This is a genomic window from Stenotrophomonas sp. 2619, from assembly GCF_040548725.1.
GTDB lineage: Bacteria > Pseudomonadota > Gammaproteobacteria > Xanthomonadales > Xanthomonadaceae > Stenotrophomonas > Stenotrophomonas maltophilia_AP.
This window is the reverse complement of the sequence record NZ_JBEPSF010000020.1, coordinates 59,192-74,485: the sequence shown is the minus strand read 5'-3', so window position 1 is coordinate 74,485 and position 15,294 is coordinate 59,192. Positions and strand designations below refer to the sequence as shown.

General features: G+C 64.8%; 12 protein-coding genes. 10 read left to right on the top strand and 2 right to left on the bottom strand.

The window, feature by feature from the left end:
• Positions 1 to 4 precede the first annotated feature (4 nt).
• Together ABIA71_RS18065 and ABIA71_RS18060 are read right to left on the bottom strand one after the other, a co-directional pair.
• Complete coding sequence (locus tag ABIA71_RS18065) at positions 5 to 370, bottom strand: hypothetical protein (protein ID WP_019185548.1); 366 nt, start codon at positions 368 to 370, stop codon at positions 5 to 7.
• Positions 371 to 503: 133 nt separating this feature from the next.
• Positions 504 to 1,931 carry a Do family serine endopeptidase gene (locus ABIA71_RS18060; RefSeq protein ID WP_354287041.1) on the bottom strand — a complete coding sequence of 476 codons (1,428 nt, stop codon included), beginning with the start codon at positions 1,929 to 1,931 and terminating at the stop codon, positions 504 to 506.
• Between the two features lie 602 nt (positions 1,932 to 2,533).
• Here ABIA71_RS18060 and ABIA71_RS18055 point away from each other — a divergent pair.
• The 10 genes from ABIA71_RS18055 to ABIA71_RS18010 all read left to right on the top strand — a co-directional run bounded on the left by ABIA71_RS18055 (position 2,534) and on the right by ABIA71_RS18010 (position 15,250).
• Positions 2,534 to 3,532, top strand: a complete 999-nt coding sequence (locus ABIA71_RS18055; protein ID WP_354287039.1) for a histone — start codon at positions 2,534 to 2,536, stop codon at positions 3,530 to 3,532.
• 214 nt (positions 3,533 to 3,746) lie between these two features.
• Positions 3,747 to 6,002 carry a type VI secretion system Vgr family protein gene (locus ABIA71_RS18050; RefSeq protein ID WP_354287037.1) on the top strand — a complete coding sequence of 752 codons (2,256 nt, stop codon included), beginning with the start codon at positions 3,747 to 3,749 and terminating at the stop codon, positions 6,000 to 6,002.
• Positions 6,003 to 6,024: 22 nt separating this feature from the next.
• Positions 6,025 to 7,647 carry a hypothetical protein gene (locus tag ABIA71_RS18045; protein ID WP_354287035.1) on the top strand — a complete coding sequence of 541 codons (1,623 nt, stop codon included), beginning with the start codon at positions 6,025 to 6,027 and terminating at the stop codon, positions 7,645 to 7,647.
• Complete coding sequence (locus ABIA71_RS18040) at positions 7,644 to 7,769, top strand: hypothetical protein (RefSeq protein ID WP_258223862.1); 126 nt, start codon at positions 7,644 to 7,646, stop codon at positions 7,767 to 7,769. Before ABIA71_RS18045 ends, ABIA71_RS18040 begins: the two co-directional genes overlap by 4 nt.
• A 19-nt stretch (positions 7,770 to 7,788) precedes the next feature.
• Complete coding sequence (locus tag ABIA71_RS18035; protein WP_354287033.1) at positions 7,789 to 12,474, top strand: RHS repeat-associated core domain-containing protein; 4,686 nt, start codon at positions 7,789 to 7,791, stop codon at positions 12,472 to 12,474.
• Positions 12,475 to 12,499: 25 nt separating this feature from the next.
• A complete protein-coding gene (locus ABIA71_RS18030; protein WP_354287032.1) occupies positions 12,500 to 13,045 on the top strand; it encodes a DUF4303 domain-containing protein in 546 nt (181 codons plus the stop codon).
• Positions 13,046 to 13,480, top strand: a complete 435-nt coding sequence (locus ABIA71_RS18025) for a hypothetical protein (protein ID WP_354287030.1) — start codon at positions 13,046 to 13,048, stop codon at positions 13,478 to 13,480.
• A 233-nt stretch (positions 13,481 to 13,713) separates the two neighbouring features.
• Positions 13,714 to 14,322, top strand: a complete 609-nt coding sequence (locus tag ABIA71_RS18020) for a pentapeptide repeat-containing protein (protein WP_354287028.1) — start codon at positions 13,714 to 13,716, stop codon at positions 14,320 to 14,322.
• Between the two features lie 54 nt (positions 14,323 to 14,376).
• Positions 14,377 to 14,682 (top strand): hypothetical protein, encoded by a 306-nt coding sequence (locus ABIA71_RS18015; RefSeq protein ID WP_354287026.1) that lies wholly within the window; start codon positions 14,377 to 14,379, stop codon positions 14,680 to 14,682.
• 178 nt (positions 14,683 to 14,860) lie between these two features.
• The gene (locus ABIA71_RS18010; protein WP_354287024.1) at positions 14,861 to 15,250 is read left to right on the top strand and encodes an Imm44 family immunity protein; all 390 of its coding nucleotides are present in this window, start codon (positions 14,861 to 14,863) and stop codon (positions 15,248 to 15,250) included.
• The last annotated feature ends 44 nt before the right edge of the window (positions 15,251 to 15,294 follow it).

Below are 15,294 nucleotides of genomic sequence, written 5' to 3'. Positions count from 1 at the left end.
CGGATTACTTGTCGCCGCCGCTGCGGGCCAGCTTGGCGATGATCCAGCCGGCGGCGAAGGCGACACCGAAGGAGGCCAGCGGACGCTCGCGGATAAGCTCGGCGGCGCTGTCCACCAGGTCCTTGCCCTTGTCCATCAGGGCATCGACCTGTTCCTTGGCGGCGGCACCACCGAACTCGGCGGCAGCCAGGCCCGACAGCGCGGTGTCGGACAGCTCGGCCTTGACGTTGGCCTTGCCGATCCGCAGTTCGTCGCCCGCGGCACCAGTGGCGCCCTTGATCGCGCCGCCTGCAGCGGTGGCGGCCGACTTCAGGTGCGAACCGGCTTCGCCCAGGTGTTCCTTCAGGTTTTCGGTATTGGTGGGGCTCATCGTGACTCTCCGTTATGTGCGATGGGGAAGGTGACCGGGCAGGAACCGCGGTAACGAACTCAAGGTAATAGCATCGGCCGGGTGTAGAGGGTGTTAGCTGGCGTGAGATGCGCGCGAAGGCCGGCTGACCGGTTCAGCGCATCACCAGCACGCCCGGCGTGTTGCCCCGCACGATGCGCAGCACCAGCTGCGGCGGGCGTTGCTGGAAGTTGGCGCGCCAGCTGGCCAGGTCGGCGAACTCGCCGGCGGTGGTCTCGGTGATCACGTCGCCGGCGGCAAGGCCCGAGCTGGCCGCGCGGCTGCCGCGCTTGACCTCGCTGACCTGCACGCCGCTGATGCCGGCCTGGCGCAGCGACTCGGGCAGGTCCACGAAGGTGGCCCCGGCCAGGCGCGGGTCCAGCGTGTCGCCGCTGACCGCGCGCGCCTGTTCCTTCAGCGTGGCCTTGAGCTGCTGCGCCTTGCCATCGCGGCGGATGTCCAGGGTGAGCGTGCTGCCCACCGGCGCCAGGCCTTCAATGTTGTGCAGCGCCTGCGCGCTGTCCACGCGCTGGCCGTTGGCCGACACCACCACATCGCCCGGGCGCAGGCCGGCGGCGGCCGCGCCGGAGCCGGCCAGTACCCGCGTGACCAGCGCGCCGCGCGCTTCGTTCAAGCCCAGGCCCTGGGCAATCTGCTGGGTCAGGTTCTGCGCTTCCACGCCCAGCGTGCCGCGCACCACCACGCCATGCTTGACCAGCTGGTCAACCACGTCGCGTGCCAGGTTGGACGGAATGGCCAGGCCCAGGCCGATGTTGCCGGCCATGCTGCCCTGCGGATTGAAGCTGGCGGTATTGATGCCCACCAGCTGGCCCTGCAGGTTGACCAGCGCCCCGCCGGAGTTGCCCGGGTTGATCGAGGCGTCGGTCTGGATGAAGTTCTGGTAGCCCAGCCCGCGGATGCCGCTGCGGCCCACCGCCGAGACGATGCCGGAGGTGACGGTCTGGCTGAAACCGAACGGGTTGCCGATGGCCACCACGAAGTCGCCCACGCGCAGCTGGTCGCTGTTGCCCAGCGGCAGGGCGGTGAGCTTGTCGGCGGGAATGCGGATCAGGGCGATGTCGGTGTCACGGTCCGAGCCGATGAACTCGGCCTTGACCGTGCGCCCGTCGGCCAGCGTCACCTGCACGTCGTCGGCATTGTCGATGACGTGGTGGTTGGTCAGCACCAGCCCGGCGCTGGCATCGATGATGACGCCCGAGCCCAGTGATTCGTTGATGCGTTCCTGCGGCACTTCCGGGAACAGCCGGCGGAAGAACGGGTCGTTGAAGTAGGGGTTGCGTACCCGCACCACCTGCTTGGTGTTGACGCTGACCACCGCGGGCATCGCCCGTTCCAGCATGGGCGCCAGTGACGGCACCGGCTGCCCGGCCACCGAGGCCGGCAGTGCGGCGGTGGCCGGAATGACCAGCGATGCCGGCGCTGCCTCGGCACGGTTGTCCAGGTGCGCGTTGATCGCCGAAGCGACGAAGCCACCGAAGGCGGCGGCAAGGGCGAGCGTGAGCAGGGTGGGGAGCGGTCGCATGGTCCGTCGGTTCCGTAACGAAGAGCGGCGTGGGAGGTAGGAGCCTATATAAGGTAAAGCAAGCTGAATGAGTGTGGCCGCCCGCGCCTAAACCGCGAATGAAATCCGATCCGCCGCGCGGCCGCGATCGTCCCCACCCTGCCGCCTGCCTCGGTTCAACTTGCCGCTGCACGACACCCCTGCTCGGCACGCCGGCGGCCAGGATGGACGCCCTGCACGGTCCCCCGTTTTCCACCCCGCCACGTTCCACTGCGCGGTGCCAAGGCAGCCGGATCCGGCCAGCGCCGTCTGCCGTTTCGAGCGCGAAGGCAGCGCAGTTGTGCAGTAAAGGGCAACCAACCGATCCGCGTCCGACACCCAATTGCACACCGCCGCACAACTGCCCGACGCATGCAGGGAAGGCAGGCGCGACAACGCGCGCGCGGTGCACGGAAGCTGTTTTAAAGGGGTTTGCTGCCGATGCCAGGTTTGTCGGGCAGCGCTGACGTCGTCCCGCCAAGCACAGGTGCGGCTCACAGGCTGCGACAAGACCGTTCCACGATGGACCGCGCCGGTATAGCATCGCCAGCGATTTAACTGACCAGGCCCCTTAGGAGGCAATCATGAGCAACGGTAATGGTGTGACCGCGACCCTGTCGCAGGGCGTCGACGAAGTAAAAGAAGTGGCCGGCAACGTGGGCGAGACCATCGCTACCGCTGCTGAAGATGCCGTGGCGTCGGTGAAGAAGACCGTCAAGCGCGCACGCAAGGCTGCCACCACCCAGGTTGCCAAGGTCAAGAAGGCCGTGCAGAAGGCCGAGAAGACCGTCGCCAAGAAGGCCGACAAGGCTGCCAAGTCGGTCGGCAAGACCCTGGCCACCGCCAAGAAGAAGCTGGAAGCGGCCAAGAGCAACGCCAAGGCCGAAGCCGCCTCGCTGAAGAAGCAGGTTGCCAAGAAGAAGGTCGCCGCTGAGAAGGCCGTGACCAAGACCACCAAGGCCGCCAAGAAGGTTGCCGGCAAGAAGGTCGCCACCGCCAAGAAGGCCGTGACCAAGAAGACCGCCGCCGCCAAGAAGGTGGTGGGTAAGAAGGTCGCCGTGGCCAAGAAGGCCGTGGCCAAGAAGACCGCGACCGCCAAGAAGGTTGTCGGCAAGAAGACCGCCGTGGCCAAGAAGACCGTCGGCAAGAAGGTCGCCGTGGCCAAGAAGGCTGTGGCCAAGAAGTCCGCGACCGCCAAGAAGGTTGTCGGCAAGAAGACCGCCGTGGCCAAGAAGACCGTTGGCAAGAAGGTTGCCGTGGCCAAGAAGGCCGTCGGCAAGAAGACCGCAGCGGCCAAGAAGGTTGTCGGCAAGAAGACCGCAGCGGCCAAGAAGGTTGTCGGCAAGAAGACCGCCGTCGCCCGCAAGACTGTCGGCAAGAAGGTCGCCGTCGCCAAGAAGACCGTCGGCAAGAAGACCGCCGTTGCCAAGAAGGCCGTCGCCAAGAAGAGCGCCGTGGCCAAGAAGGCTGTCGGCAAGAAGACCGCCGTTGCCAAGAAGGCCGTTGCCCGCAAGGCCGCCCCGGCCAAGCGTGCTGCCAAGCCGGTGGCCCGCAAGGCTCCGGCCAAGCGCGCCCGCAAGTAAGGCGTGACCACGGCGCCTGCCTGCGGGCGGGCGCCGTGATGCGGTTGCAGGGGTGTGCCGCCCTGCGCGCGGGGAACCGTCCTGGTTGCCGCCGCCCCCTTCCGCTTGCACAAAGCTGAAGCGGTTTACGCAATATCCGCGTCAGAATGTTGGCGCGCGTCATGCAGAGATGGCAGAGTCGGGATCTCGAAGTCATGGGACGAAGGAACGCCCGATGTATGCCGAAGCCCTCACCGCCGGTCACGCGCTCATGCGCCTGCACCAGGACCACCGCCTGATCCGTGTCGATACCGTGCTGGACCCGCAGACCTTCCTGGTCAAGCGGTTCGACGGCAGCGAACGCGTGTCCCATCCCTTCGCCTACCAGGTCGAGCTGCTCTCGGTGCAGCCCCGGCTGGAGCTCAAGCAGCTGGTGGGCCAGCCGCTGCGGCTGATCCTGGGCGACGAGTTCGGCGGCCATGGCATCCACGGTTACGTGCGCGAGTTCGCCAGCACCGGCCGCGAGGCGCAGTTCAGCGCCTACCGCGCCGAGATCGCGCCGTGGTTCGCCTTCCTGGACTACACCAGCAACTGCCGCATCTTCCAGGACATGAACGTGCTGAAGATCGTGGAAACGGTGTTCGCCGATTACCCCGACCTGGCCCGCTTCGACTACGACCTGGACACCGGCAAGCTACCCAAGCTGCCCTACTGCGTGCAGTACAACGAGTCCGATTTCGCCTTCGTCTCGCGCCTGCTCGAAGACGCCGGTATCTACTACAGCTTCCGCCACGATGAAGAGGGGCACACCCTGCTGCTCAGCGACGACTCCACCCTGAGCGTTGCGCTAGGCGAGCCGGTCCCGGTGTACTTCCGGGCGGATCAGGGCGTGCAGCAGCAGACCGGCCTGCACCGCTGGGGTGCCCGCCGCCGGGTGGGGCCGGGCGCGCATGCGCTGAGCAGTTTCGACTTCAAGCAGCCCAGTACCCCCTTGCGCGTGGTGCGTGGCAACGAGGCGCCGCGGGGCGTGCTGCCCGAACTTACCCAGTACCGCTACGACGGGGCGGCCCGCTTCGCCGACAGCCGCATTGGCGAGGCGCTGGCGGCGGTGCGCAATGAAGAAACCGCGTGGCCCACCAAGCTGTTCGAATGCGCCGGCAACGCCGCCGGGCTGCAGGCGGGCGGCTGCTTCACCCTGGAGCAGCAGCCGGACTTCATCGGCCGCGGTGCTGAAGACCGCCAGTTCTTCGTGGTGCGCCTGCAGCGCGAAGGGCGCAACAACTTCGCCAGCGATTTCGCCAGCGCCGAAGTGCCCAGCCATGCCATCGAGGCCGAGGTGCTGCGCCGCAAGATTCCCTACCGCCCGCTGCGGCAGACCCCGTGGCCGCGCATGCCCGGCCCGCAGACCGCCACCGTGGTGGGCCCGCCCGGCGAAGAACTGCATGCCGACGCCTACGGCCGGGTGAAGGTGCAGTTCCACTGGGACCGCAAGGAAGACCGCCGCGACAACGGCGCCGAAAACAGCTCCTGCTGGATCCGCAGCGCCAGCCCGTGGGCCGGCGCGGACATGGGCGGGGTGTCGCCGCCGCGCGTGGGCCAGGAAGTGGTGGTGGACTTCCTCGATGGCGACCCGGACCGCCCGATCATCACCGGCCGGGTGTTCAATGAAGAGAACATGCCGCCGTTCGGGCTGGAGGTGAGCGGCCTGAAGTCCAAGACGGTCAAGGGGGCCGGCTGGAACGAAATGACCATGCACGACACCGCCGGTGGCGAGCTGCTCAACATGCGTGCCCAGCGCGACATGGTCACCACCGTGCTCAACGACCAGAACGCCAGCATCCAGAACAACAAGTCCACCGCGGTGGCGGTGAACCACAGCATGAGCGTGGGCGCCAACCAGGACATCAGCGTGGGTGCCAACCGCGGCATCACCGTGACCGGCACCGACACCCTGGGCGTGACCGGCACGCGCACCACCAACGTTACCGGCGCGGTCACCCAGAACTACCAGTCCGGCCAGACCAAGACCATCGCCGCGGCCGGCTACACCGAAACCATCACCGGCGATTTCGGCACCACCCTGACCGGCAACTACACCAGCCAGCGCACCGGTACCTGGAAGGAAACCGTTACCTCCACCTCGCTGCGCCAGGTGATCGGCAAGGTCACCCAGGAGTACTCGGCCGGCCGTGAAACCACCATTACCGGGCTGGACAAGCGCGGCGTGCAGGGCGCGGTGGAAGACACCAACATCGGCGCGCGCACCGTGGGCGTGGACGGCACCTTCGAGCACGAAGTCACCGGCACCCACAGCCAGCTGTCCAATGGCGACATGACCCTCGGCTCGGCCAGCAAGCTCACTGCGGCGGTGGGCGGGGCCTTCATCGAGATCACCGACGGCGAGATCAAGATCTCCGCCGGCGGCTCGGAAGTGGTCATCAACAGCGGTGGCGTGTCGGTCAACGGCAGCGAGATCAAGCTCAACTGCTGACCGGTCCATCGGAGGGACACCCATGCACGACACCCCCATGCTGCGCGGCATCCAACGCCTCAGCGACGCCTGGCTCGCCGCCGCCGCCGACCCCAGCCGGCGGCTGCTGGTCTGGCGCCTGCCCGCCAATGCCAGCCGCCTGCTGGCTGCCTTCTTCGAGATGCAGCGGCACGACCAGGGCCGCGACACGCCGGACTACTTCCTGCGCGTGGACACGCCCTATGAGCTGGGCTTCCGCTACAGCCGGCAGATCAAGCAGACCCTGCTCGAGCGCTACCTGGGCAGCCAGGACGAACTGCGCGGGCAGGGCATCACGCTGGGCTGGCGCGGACCGCATGCCGAGCACCCCGACAGCGCCGCCGGCGTGGTGCAGGTGCTGGACAGCTTTGCCGAGCACCACGGCAGCCACCTGCGGTTGCTGGCTGCCGTGCTGGAACCCGAGCGCATGGTGCCCGGCGACGGCTTTGAGCGCTGGGTCGATGCGGCCCTGGCCGCCAGCCCCGGCGACCGCCTGCGCCTGGTGCTGGTGGACACCGACGAAGACCCGCGCTGGCAGCCGTTGCTGGAGCGCCATGCCAGCGTGGCCGCGCGCATCGCCGCGCCGGTGGACATGTTCGCCATCGCCCGCGACACCGCCTCGCAGTCCGGCGGCACCGGCCCGGAAGTGCTGTACCGCCAGCTGCTGGCTGACCTGATGTTGCTGCTTGAGCGCGGCAGCCCGCAGCAGGTGGTGGGCCGCGCCGAGCGCGCGCTGGGGCTGGCCCAGCGCCACGGCTGGCAGGAGCAGGCGTCGGTGGTGCAGATGATGGTGGCCGGTGCCTGGCTCAAGGCCGGCGACCACGGCCAGGCCATCACCGCCTACCGCCAGGCGCGCAGCGCCGCCGATGCCGCCCGCAGCGCCGGCAATGCCGCCGCGCCCGAGCTGGTCATGCAGAGCTGGTTCGGCGAAGCCGGCTGCTGGCTCACCGCCAAGAACCCCGAGCGCGCCGCGCAGACCTACCTGCAGGCGTCCACCTCGGCGGCCAGCATCCCGCATCCGATGTTCCAGCTGGAAGGCCAGCGCATGGCCGGCTACTGCCTGCTTCAGCACGGCAAGCGCGAGGAAGCGCGGACCCAGCTGCTGGAAGCCATCCGCATCGCCAAGCCGCTCAGCGCACAGGACCGCAAGGCCACCACCCTGCCGCAGGCCCTGTGGGACCTGCTGCAACTGCAGGACCTGCGCCGCGCCGAGAAGATCCAGCTCACCGCCCCGGCGTACCTCGAACAGACCACCGCGCTGCACGTGCAGGCCGAAGAGGCCGCCGCCAAGCTAGGCCCAACGCCCACCCGCACGCAGCTGGATGTCATCGATGCCCAGCTGCATGCGGGCCTCGAACAGACCTTCCACCGCACCCAGCAGGAACGCGAACGGCTGGTGCAGGGCGGCGACGAATTCTTCCGCAAGATCGTCGCGGTGGGGCGTGAGTTCCTCGACCCGCACTGGAACGGCCTGCCCACCATCGAACACCCACTCGACCACGAGATTCCGGTCTGGAGCGAACCGCCGGCCATGCAGCCGCTGCCCGACCCCGGCCCGCTGCTGGCCGGTACCGACCTTGCCCACGTCGCACCGCCTGCGGCCACCCCTGGAGTTGTTGCCGCATGAATACCCGCATTCTGGTCATGACCGTCGCCGTGCTGCTGGGCATGGCCATCGTGGTGTGGCTCGGCGTGGAATACCGCGACGAAGTCAAAGCCTTCCTGCGCGCCCTGCTGCGCGCGCTGTAAGCAACACAGGAGTGTTGCCGTGAGCATTGCCGCCAAGCATTTCGATCCACAGCTGGGCATCGACATCCACATGTACGCGATGCCGCCGTGCCCGCTGCCCACGCCGCACATCGGCCTGGTGCTGGACCCGTTCGACTACATCCCGTTCATTGGCTCCACCATCAAGGTCAACGGCGTGCACCGAGGCACCGCCGGCACCGGCGGGCTGGACATCCACATTCCACTGGGCGTGTGGGGCCCGCCGCTGGCCGCGCCGATGGGCCCGCAGTTCGACGGCGAAGAAATCTTCATGGGCAGCCGCACCGTGTCGGCCGATGGCGAGCCGTTCTCGCGCCTGGCCATGCCCGTGCTGGACTGCAACCTGGCCGGCATGATCAACCCGTTCCGGGTGAAGAAGCCCAAGAAGCCGCTGCGCGCGATGTCGCTGCCCACCGGCTTGAACGTGGCCATTCCCACCAGCGTCAAGGTCGGCGGCCCGCCCACCGTGTCGTGGACGGCGATGGCCTTCCGCGCGGCATTCGCCGGGCTGGGCAAGCTGCGCAAGACCGACTTCTTCCGCAAGAAGATGGATGCCTTCGCCGCGTGGCGCCGAGGCAAGTGGGGGCACCTGCCCTCGGGCACGCTCAAGTGCAAGATCTTGCGGGCCGAGCCGGTGGACATCCGCGACGGCAGCGTGTCGGTCAGCCACGAAGACTTCAGCATCCCCGGCCGCCTGCCGCTCAGCTGGCGCCGCGTGTACGCCTCACGCCATGCCCAGCGCACCGGCGCCTGCGGTCACGGCTGGCAGACCCCGGCCGACATCGCGCTGGCGCTGTCGGCCGACGGCAGCGCCTGGCTGTCCGGCCCGGACGAGGTGGCCTTCTTCCCCGAGCTGCCGCGCCGCGACGGCATGGACGCGGCCACCCTGGATTTCGTGGACGGCGCGCGCCTGTGGCGCGAAAACGGTCAGTGGATCGTGCGCTTCAAGGGCGGCCTGCAGTACCACTTCGACGCCACCCCGGCCGCCGGCGTGGCGGTGCTGCCGCACGAGCGCAGCCTGCCCATCGAGCGCATCGAAGACCGCTGCGGCAACCACTGGCGCTTCGAGCGCCGCGACGGCCACCTGGTGCGCATCGTCGAAAGCGGCGTGGACGGCCTGCAGGGCCGCTTCATCGAGGTGGATGCGCGCCAGGGCCACATCGACCGCCTGCAGCTTCACGACCCGGCCAGCGGCCTGAACCACCTGCTGGTGAGCTACCGCTACGCCAACGGCGACCTGATCGCCGCGGTGGACCCGCTGGATGCGCCGCGCACCTTCGGCTACCAGCAGCACTACATGGTGCGCCACACCGATCGGGTTGGCCTGTCGTTCTATTACGCGTTCGATGCGCAGTGGCGCGTGGTGCATTCCTGGGGCGACGGCGGCCTGTACGACTACCACTTCGACTACGACGCACTGCTGCACGAAACCCGCATCACCGACTCATTGGGCCACGTGAGCCTGGTCAAGTTCGACGAAAACCGCCTGCCGCTGTGCGAGATCGACCCGCTCGACGGGGTGACCATCTTCGAGTACGACGACTTCGGCCGGACCGTGGCGGTGACCGACCCGGAAGGGCTGCGGACCGGGTTCGAGTATGACGAACGGGGGAACCTGGTGGTGCTGGTGCGCGCCGATGGCACCACCCTGCAACAGCAGTTCGACGACAACGACCAGCTGCTGGGCGTGACCGACCCGGACGGCAACACCTGGCAGCAGCAGTACGACGCCCGCGGCCTGCTGATCGAGCAGACCGACCCGCTGCAGGCCAGCACCCGCTACGCCTACGACGCCCATGGCCTGCTGCAGGCCCAGACCAACGCGCGCGGCGCGGTCACCGGTGTGGCCTACGACCGGCATGGGCTGGTGGCGGTGGTGCGGGACCCGCTGGGCCATGAGAGCCGCTTCGAGCATGACCCGCTGGGTCGCCTGCAGCGTCAGGTGGATCCGCTCGGCCAGCCCACGGTGTACACCTACGACGCCAAGGGCCGGCTGCTGGCCGTGCTCGCCACCGACGGCACCGGCGTACGCTGCGAATACGACGCCGAAGACCAGCTCATCACCTACCTGGACGAGGCCGGTGCGCGCACCCGCCTGCAGTACGTGGGCATCGGCCAGATCGGCAAGCGCCTGCAGGCCGACGGCCAGGTGGTGGAGTACCGCTACGACACCGAAGAGCAGCTGGTGGCGGTGATCAACCAACGAGGCGAGACCTACACGCTCGCCCGCGACCCGCTCGGCCGCATCGTGGAAGAAGTGGATTACTGGGGCCAACCGCGTCGTTACGAGTACGACGCGGCGGGGCGCCTCACCGCCACCCTGGACCCGCTGGGCCAGCGCATCGGGTTTGCGACCGACAAGATGGGCCGCATCACCGCCAAAACCCTGCCGGATATCCGCCAGCCGGGGCGACAGGTCAAGGAAACGTTCGAGTACGACAAGCGCGGCCAGCTCATCGCGTTGCGCAACCCGCACCGGCACGCCACCCGCCGCTTCGACCCGCTGGGCCAACTGCTGGAGGAACTGCAGGACGGCTTCCGCGTGGCGTACGCCTACGACGAAGTAGGCAACCGCATCCAGCGCCAGACCGGCGCCGGCAACACCGTGGCCTTCGCCTACGACCTGCGCGACCAGTTGATCGAAGTGGGCATCAACGACGAAGCGCCCATCACCCTGGAGCGTGACGCGCTGGGCCGCACCACCCGCGAGCAGCTGAGCGCGCACGTGGAGCGCCGTTTCGAGTACGACGCGCGCAACCTGCTCACCGCGCAGACCGTCCTGCGCGATGCGTCACCGCTGTTCGACACCCGCTACGACTACGACCGCACCGGCAACCTCACCCGCCGCCAGGACAGCGCGCAGGGCGTGGACGAATACCGCTACGACGCGATAGGCCGGCTGCTGGCTCACACCGATCCGAAGGGCGTGCTGCACCCGTACTACAACGACCCGGCCGGCGACCGCCTGCGCATCGAAATCCGCGAAGTGCGCATGCGCAAGCTGGCCGGTGGCGACGACCAGGCAGAGCTGCTCTGGACACGCGAGGGCACCTACCAGGGCGTGCATTACGTGTTCGACCGCGCTGGCGACATGGTGCGCAAGGGCAGCCCGGGCGGCGGCGACGCCAGCGACCTGGAACTGATCTGGGACGCCAACCATCGGCTGGCCGAGAGCCGGCGTGGTGGGAAGAGCACGCACTACGGCTACGACCCGTTGGGACGACGGGTGTTCAAGCGCAACCCGGACGAGACCACATGGTTCTTCTGGGATGGCGACGCGCTGCTGGGCGAGGTGAAGCAGGCCAACGACGCTGAAGAGGCCGCGCCGGTGTGGGTGGACAACGTGGCCAGCCTGATCGAGGTGAAGCGGCGGCAGCGGCGGCTGGGGAAGCTGCATGAGGGAGTTCGGGAGTATGTGTATTACCCGGGGTCGTTTGTGCCGTTGGCGTTGCTGGAGAGAAGAGTCAATTCAACAGCTCGCCCTTCTAGTGAACTGAAGTCAGAACCTTCTTGTCGAGTTGGCACTGCCGAGCGTGCCGCTCAGTCCAGGCCTGGTTCGGTTCCCGCAGTTGTAGTGGTGGCGGACGGCTGCGATCAGCCTCCAGAGGGTGACAGCGCTCCGCCTGCAAGGCAACGCTCAGCGGACTACGGCGGAAACGGATTAGGTGCGCTTGGCAACCTCTCGCTTGCGAATCAAGACGCGGCAAGTGGCTTGCCCATCGCAAAAGACGGGCAAGCTAGTGCGCAGCCCGAGCGTGCATGGGGCGCTAAGCTGGGAACTATTAGCCTTGGCCCCGAAAAAAAAGAAGCATCTAACACGAAAGATGCAGTTAAGCCTCTTGAACACAGGACCGTATCCGCGCAACGCATTCCGGTCCGCCCATCATCCGAGAGCGACAAAGCACCCGACGAGTTGGCCCACGCCAGATCATTTGTGCGATTGCCGGAAGATGTCCATACCCCTACGGACACACTGAACGGGCCGAGCAGTAGCCTGTACCTGTACCAGTGTGACCCCAATGGGTGCCCAAATCGAATTGTTACAGCTCAAGGCAGGGTGATTTGGGTTGCTCCGCCTGAAGGCGCGCGTGATGATGGCGACGATAGCGAACTGAGCTTCATTCGATCGCTAGGTCAGTATCACGACGTGGAAACCGGGCTGGTCTATAACCGTGCTCGCTACTTCGACCGGGAGTTAAGTCAGTTTTGCTCGGCCGACCCGATTGGGCTCAACGGAGGAACAAACCTCTACGCTTACGGACTCAACTACATAAATTGGACAGATCCTTTGGGTCTGACCAGCGGTCGAACGACCGGTGAAAATGCCGACATCCTTCGTCGAAACATGAATCGAGAAGGGAGAACGGTTGCTCCTGGGCAAGCAGCGGGCCACATAGTTGCGTCAACAGGATCCAAGGGGCACTGGGCCGCAGCCGCAGACTCGAGAGATATCCTTTCGGCATATGACATTGAGATCAATGATGCCGCTAATGGTGTTCCGGTGGATCATCCGCGGCCGCACAATCGGATGCACACCAGAAAGTTCCACATGGATGTGAAGGCACGATTGACTGCGGTAGTCGATAGGATGTCTGCAGCTGGATATGGTCATCGTGCGACTAGGAGCGCTCTCCGAAGAGAGTTAAGGCAGATTGGTAGAGAGTTCACGGCTTCGTGCCGAGGATAGCAAAACGATTCACGGAGATTTGAAAATGGAAGATGTCAAGAGTTTGGTTGACTTGGTCTGCAAGGCACTTCGGCCCGCGTTGCTGGACTTATTTAGAAGTGGTGAGAGCTTCTATTACTGTACCTTCGTTATGACCGAGGAAGGCCATGCGCCATTCCTTTCAGCTTGGTCTGAAGAGGCGCTTGCAAGGGCAGTGGACGAGAGTGGCGAAGGCCCAGAGGTAGCTGCGGATCTGAGGTGGTCTTATGCAGATTCTCCATACGTTGACTTTGGAAGCGAATACACTGAAAAGCTTCGCGCGCCCTTCCTCGCCAGGCCGAGCCTACAAGAGCTCGGTGTCGATGAGTGGGAAAAAGAGATCGAGCTCCGTATGGATGCCGTAGAGCAGGCCGCACGCCAGTTGGATGCAGAGGGCGCATTCGGCGCAGGCCAGCGTCGCAGCAGGCTCCTTGTCGCGGTGGAGATCATGCCTCCAGTACCTTCCAACGTTGACCGAGTGGCTCGGCTGAACGACACCAATTCGGACATCTTCAAGCAGTGGTTGGAAGAGGCTGCAGAAGTGGATGGTTGAATGGCCGAAATGAAGAAAAAGATCAAGATCGCCGTTGGTGACGTGTTCGCGATTACTCTTTCGTCGGGCGGGTATGGGGTGGGGCGCCTGATACACATCTCAGACAGATGGCGGCTTGCTCAGTTCTTCGCGCTTAGGCTGGATGCGCCAGAGCTCCCGGCGTCGCTTTTCGACATCGGTGACGTGATGCCTGTTCACAACATAGTTACGTTGCGTATTGAAGAAGGCGCGTGGCCCGTTCTGAAGCACGGTATGTTCGATGCTCTGCCAGACCTTGACTCACTGATCTTCTATCGAGGGCTGCCTGCCCAGCGAACGTATTTGAAATTGAATGGCGAGAATGCGCCTGCGTGCCTTTCGGAGGGCTGCTCGTCTTCCATGCCTCAGTTCGCGGAGTACGTGGCGGAGCAGTTGGACGAGCGCTTGCCCACTTGAGGGTGACAATCTCCATCACTGACGCGACTGAGACAGGCTGCTCGGTGGAAGGGCGCTACAGGGCAAATGCAGGAAGGCCGCGACCTCCGCCTTTGCTTGCCTGGAGAGGCATGTGGATGTGGCCTTGATATGCACCCCTGTCCAAAACGTTCGAAGGTCTGTGGTCGCGTTGAATCATCCTGTACGGGTATGCTCCGCATTCCTGTGGTGCAGGGGGCGAAAGGGAATGGCCGATGCTTGCTAAAGAAGCTCGCGGCAGGTGGCAGGTCAAGCTGGTGAGGCTGGTCGAGAAGAATCTCTACGATGCTGCGAAGTCGCTCAAGATGGGGCCAATGCCGGAATCGCCCTTTGGCCTCACCGAGATGGGTATGGCCGACTATCGCGGGGTGACCCTCGCTGAGCCGGTGCGTTACCTGAAAGTAGGCAATGTCGATCTCTCTGACGTCCAGTTCAAAGAGGGTGCCAGCATCAACGAATCGGAGCTGGATGGATGTCGCCTTGATCGGATCGACATGCGTAACGTTTTCGTGAGGCGTAGCTTCAGTGACTGCAGCTTTGTCAAAGCGAGGCTCTCGGGCGCAAGGCTGGGCGGAGAATTCGTGCGCTGCGACTTCACCGGGGCTAACCTATTCAAGTCATTCGCCACGGACTGTAAGTTCACGGGATGCAACTTCGCCGGTGCGGCACTGTCCGATATTCATTTCATCAGCTGCACGTTCGAGGACTGTGACTTCTCGGACGTCAAGATGTTCACTGGATCCGTCGCCGGCAGCAAGTTCTTGGGCGGAACCTCGATGGACCAATTGGCGGGCTGTATCACGGAAAATGTAGCGATTCGTTGAGGTAGCCACCTGGAACTAGTGCGGTACCTATTGTCCAACGTATGCTGGGGCTCCATGGAAGTATCACTAACCGCCTGCTTGGGCGGTCCCGAGGTCGGCATCCTGCTTCTTGCAGGCGTAATTGATGCTCGCAAGCGTTTGAAAGCCCCAATGGGCGGGGTTTTCTTGGTCAGCCTTGATGTTATGGATATCACGCTGCATATCGGCGGTAGCATCACCGACATCTCCCCCGCAGCACCGAGCGTTGAAGCACGCTATCTCAAGCAGCAACGGCGCCGGAAGATCTTCGTGAGCATACCGAGTGCGGATGCGCAGCATACTCCGGAAGAGGACGTTGGAGGGTTGCGGAGTGGCTGGTGAATGGCCTCGAGAGCGTAGTTCTGCCGCGGAGTGCAGTTGGCACGACGCTCGGTCCGGTGTCGATCGCGTTGCGCTCTACGCCGTCGCCAGTGTGAGTTCTGTAGCGGGCGTAAGAGTGGCCCGTTGTCAATTGGAAGAAGTGTCTTCTTTCTGTATGTAAGTGAGGCATTGGATTCTGATGAAGCTTGGTTTATCTACAGATACAAGTGGGGCGACTGAGGTCTACCTCATTGCGAATGAACTTGACTCGGTTTTTCCGGCTATCGAATCGAGGTTTGAATCGACAGGCCTCGAGATATTTTTTGTATTTCGCTGCCTTCCTGATGCGTTGGGCAGGAAGTCGTCACGAAGATTTTCGAAGAGTGAATCTGTTTTGTATCTGGACATGTCCTTCTCCGAAGACTCGTTGAGTGAGATGGATCTGGAGCAGCAGCGTTCCGTTGTAGCTAGCTACTTCTTTGAGTACTTGGAAGATTCATTGAAAAAATATAAGTTCAAGGATCTTGATATCCCGTCTTTCATGGCGGCCTTCCGGGACGCCGCAGTGTCTATAGGCTGGGTGACCTGAGGCCTGAACTGACAAAGGATGACCGGCAATGTTTGAACGTCTCG

Coding starts and splice junctions, on each gene's coding strand:
- ABIA71_RS18065 (WP_019185548.1), bottom strand. CDS start 370: ATGAGCCCCACCAATACCGAAAACCTGAAGGAACACCTGGGCGAAGCC.
- ABIA71_RS18060 (WP_354287041.1), bottom strand. CDS start 1,931: ATGCGACCGCTCCCCACCCTGCTCACGCTCGCCCTTGCCGCCGCCTTC.
- ABIA71_RS18055 (WP_354287039.1), top strand. CDS start 2,534: ATGAGCAACGGTAATGGTGTGACCGCGACCCTGTCGCAGGGCGTCGAC.
- ABIA71_RS18050 (WP_354287037.1), top strand. CDS start 3,747: ATGTATGCCGAAGCCCTCACCGCCGGTCACGCGCTCATGCGCCTGCAC.
- ABIA71_RS18045 (WP_354287035.1), top strand. CDS start 6,025: ATGCACGACACCCCCATGCTGCGCGGCATCCAACGCCTCAGCGACGCC.
- ABIA71_RS18040 (WP_258223862.1), top strand. CDS start 7,644: ATGAATACCCGCATTCTGGTCATGACCGTCGCCGTGCTGCTGGGCATG.
- ABIA71_RS18030 (WP_354287032.1), top strand. CDS start 12,500: ATGGAAGATGTCAAGAGTTTGGTTGACTTGGTCTGCAAGGCACTTCGG.
- ABIA71_RS18025 (WP_354287030.1), top strand. CDS start 13,046: ATGGCCGAAATGAAGAAAAAGATCAAGATCGCCGTTGGTGACGTGTTC.
- ABIA71_RS18020 (WP_354287028.1), top strand. CDS start 13,714: ATGCTTGCTAAAGAAGCTCGCGGCAGGTGGCAGGTCAAGCTGGTGAGG.
- ABIA71_RS18015 (WP_354287026.1), top strand. CDS start 14,377: ATGGAAGTATCACTAACCGCCTGCTTGGGCGGTCCCGAGGTCGGCATC.
- ABIA71_RS18010 (WP_354287024.1), top strand. CDS start 14,861: ATGAAGCTTGGTTTATCTACAGATACAAGTGGGGCGACTGAGGTCTAC.